Raw genomic sequence first — 3,460 nt, 5'->3', positions numbered from 1 at the left:
GCATGACCGCTGACAGGTCTGCTCGTCCAGGGCGTCGAAGACGTCGTCGATCAGCCGCTGGGCCATGCGTGGGGCCTTGGGCCGGATGACTTCGACGAGTCTGCGGCGGCCGGCTCTGCGCAGGGCGGCCGGGGAGCCGTGGCGTTCCAGCAGCCAGGTTACTGCGGGGTGGTCCAGGCGTGGGCCCAGGACGCGTTCCAGGCTGGGGTGGAACTGGGTGAGCAGGCCGCGTATCCGGTTGCTGGTGCGGGTGGCCTCGGCGGCGAGGTCCTGGTCGAAGCCGACGAGCACGGTGAGCTCGGCGGTGATCTCGTCGGTCAGTTCCAGTGAGCGCAGGGTGTGCGGCATGGTGCGGGCGGCGTCCGCGATCACCGCGGCGTCCTTGGCGTCGGTCTTCGCCTCGCCCGGGTAGAGGTCGGCGATCCGGCGCATGGCGAGTCCGGGCAGGTAGGCGACCTTGCACCCTGCATCGCGGGCGACGGTGAGCGGGAGGGCGCCGATGGAGGCGGGCTGGTCGACGGTCACCAGGACGGTGCCGAACTTGGCGGTCAGCTTGTCGAAGACGGCCCGCAGTTTCGGCTCGCTGTTGGGCAGCTGCTTGTCGAGGACCTTCTTCCCGGCCGGGGTGAGCCCGTGGCCGTGGTGAGCGGTCTTGCCGACGTCCAGGCCGAGGAACACGCCCACGTCTTCGGTGTCGAACATCGCGCCCTTTCGGGGTGTTGAGCGTGCCGGCCTTGGCGGTGGTGTCGTACGCGCGCATCCACGTTATGCAGACCTGCCGCCCGCGAGCTGTCCGGCGTTGCGCCGGACCGGGTGGTGGCCGGACCTCTCATCAGCGTCTCCGACGGCACCTGCCGGGCCCGGTGACACCACCCCCCCAGGTCATGTCTTCGACAGGGGGACACAGTCATGCCGGGCCCGGAGGCCAGCGGTCCTCTTGCAGGACCGCGAAGAAGATAACGGGGGCGCCGACGGCGCAGGGCTGTCCGAGGACCGGGGAGACGCCGGAGCCGCGGCTCGGTAGACCTGCGGGCCCCAACGTTCCGTGGGGGTGCAGTTCACTTCCAGTGCGTCGGCGCCCTTCGTGCCTGAGCAGGGGCGACAACCCGCTTGCGGTGCACAGGGCTTCCGCCTAACCTGCGGGCAGGAATGGAGCCTAGGACAGTACCTGGGCCACCCCCGGTCATCTTGAGGTACGGAGCGGCGGAATGCGCCTTCGCCACCACCTCCTTCCATACCCCGACGCAACCCTCCTGTCCGTCGTCTGCCGGACAGGGCGAAAGGCGTTCCTTTGACCATCTATTCTCAGCACGCCAACCGTGGGAAGACTCAGATCCTGGCGACCTATCAAGGTCCGGACAGCGTCGTATCCAAGACCGTGACGAGTCTTGGCGACTCTCGCCTAGCGGCTCCGATCGTCGACGCTCTCAATCGGATCTCCGCCTTCGCCACCGTCCCTGTCAGCGTCCACGACCGCCGCGAGCGGCGTATGGACTACTACCCGCACAAGCACCTTGCGGCGCTGGCGGACGCTGCTGCCCAAGCCGCTCTTCTCACCGGTGCCCACAGTCTGTGGTACGAGTACGTCTGCCTGCGGCTTCACCAGGCGCTCGCCGATCTCGAAATGGCCTTGGCGGCTTTGCCCGACACGGTCAGCAGGGCGATCCGTGCCGAAGTGGAAGTAGAGGCAAACGAGTTGCGCGTGTCACTCGACGAGTTCTCGGGGGCTTCGTCGGAGGATGAGCTGGAGATCGAACGTCACTGGGAGTTCGGCCATCCCTTCGTGAAGGACGACGACGGCATGGACACCCTGAGCGACGAGACTCGCGAACAGTTCGATCGCAGAGAAGCAGAGTTCACACCTGAGGAGCGGGAGAAGGCTGTCGCTGACCTGCGGGTGCTGGTCACTGCACACTCCCTGGGTGGTGGGACGTGGGCTTCACTGGATGACGCCGGCAGCGGGATCTTCGCCGAGCCGTATGACTCTGACGGTTTCTATATGACGGTCCACACACCTGAACCTGGCGTTGACGACGCCTCCTGGGAGATGGAAGTCGGGCGTTGGGAGCCGGACGATCCCAACGAAGAGTACGGAGACCACACCAGTGCGACAGGCGGCCCCGTGATCGGCTGTGCGCTTCCGGTTGCACCGAGCGCCGACGAGATCGCCCACTTGCTGAAGTCCGTGAACGAGAAGCCACTACTGCTTGCTCAGTGGGCCGAGGCGCCAGTGGGAGCCGTCCTCGCAGGTACGAAGATGGTGGTGACCAAGCGCTACGACTCCTGATCAAGTATCCGGCAAGGATGTCGGAAGACTTCTAACCCACTCGCAGGCCCGCGCCACCATGGCGCGGGCCCCGATCTGTGAATGGAGCTCGACGTGTTCGACGACAAGCTGTCCGACTAGATTGAGGAACGGCGGAAGTCCCGCGCCATGTTTGCCGCCTCCCCGCTGGAGGACGACGACTTGGAGCGCGTTCAGCGGGAGCGGGAGGAGCGTCAGCGGATGCTTGACGTCGAGCGCCGGCAGCGGGACTTCGCCTTCGTGGCGCCGCGTTGCGACGGAACCATCTACGGCGAGGGGGACTACTGTGGTGAGCCCCCCAACGTATGGGGAGATTGTCCCTTGCATCGTCAACACCAGGCCCTCTTCCCGATGGAGGAAGTCGCGACGATCGAGCCGTGGCGGATGGCGCTCAACCACATGCCGGGCAGCAGCAGATGGAAGCTCGACGAGCTTGCCTACGATCGCGACCGCGTGAAGAAGGTGTGGGAGGGCGACTGGAGAGACCTTGAAGCCGAAGCCTCCAGGTTGCTCGCCCAGTCCGGCGCGGTCCTTCTGCAAAACGGTGGTGGCGCGGGGGACGGGGGTGTGGACGTTGCCGCGCGCACTCCGTCGGGGGACGTCGCTGTCGTCCAGTGCAAGCACTACAACCGGCCTGTGCGTGCCGACGTCGTCAAGATCCTACATTACGATACCACCGACGGCTGGGACCACGGCCCACTGGCCCGGCACCCCCGACCGAAGATACGGATCGTCGTCACGACGAACACCTTTGAGCCCGCCGCCGTGCATGTCGCAGAGCGCGAGGGGATGCGCCTGGTCGACTGGCGACGCCTCGCGGTCTGGATCGGCTTCGACGTCGCTGCCCGGGACATCCTGAACATCGACCGCTGGTAAGGCGGCAGAGGCTGTATGACTGCGGTGGCATGAACAACGTGCAGTCATCCGTGCGTGTGGTGATCAGCCGGATACGTGCGTCCCCGGGGGCGTGCGGGCCAGCTCCAAGCACCCTGTGACGGCCCCCGACGCTGTTGCCTCAGTGGCCGCCGCCGTCTCTCGAACGACTGCTTTGACCTGTTTCTGAGCGTCGGCTGAAGTCGTGCCCACCTGCGGTGGAGGCTGTGGGCAGGCACGTCATGCAGCTGAAGCAGTCGTGTCTATGATCGGAGTTGTCTT

Annotated in this window: 3 protein-coding genes; 2 read left to right on the top strand and 1 reads right to left on the bottom strand. The window is 66.2% G+C overall.

All coding sequences use genetic code 11. From position 1 onward, the window contains the following. The coding region (locus LQ326_RS46910) for an IS110 family transposase (RefSeq protein ID WP_234545330.1) at positions 1 to 702 on the bottom strand (702 nt) is incomplete at its 3' end. Between the two features lie 589 nt (positions 703 to 1,291). Between LQ326_RS46910 and LQ326_RS46905 the strand changes: the two genes are divergently transcribed. Continuing rightward, entirely contained in the window at positions 1,292 to 2,287 is a 996-nt protein-coding gene (locus LQ326_RS46905; protein ID WP_234545329.1) for a hypothetical protein, read from the top strand. A gap of 147 nt (positions 2,288 to 2,434) precedes the next feature. Then, a complete protein-coding gene (locus LQ326_RS46900; protein WP_234545328.1) occupies positions 2,435 to 3,181 on the top strand; it encodes a restriction endonuclease in 747 nt (248 codons plus the stop codon). Positions 3,182 to 3,460 lie beyond the last annotated feature (279 nt).

This window comes from Streptomyces shenzhenensis, from assembly GCF_021462265.1.
Lineage (GTDB): Bacteria > Actinomycetota > Actinomycetes > Streptomycetales > Streptomycetaceae > Streptomyces > Streptomyces shenzhenensis.
This window is presented reverse-complemented; position numbering and strand designations above follow the sequence as displayed.

Coding starts and splice junctions, on each gene's coding strand:
- LQ326_RS46900 (WP_234545328.1), top strand. CDS start 2,435: ATGTTTGCCGCCTCCCCGCTGGAGGACGACGACTTGGAGCGCGTTCAG.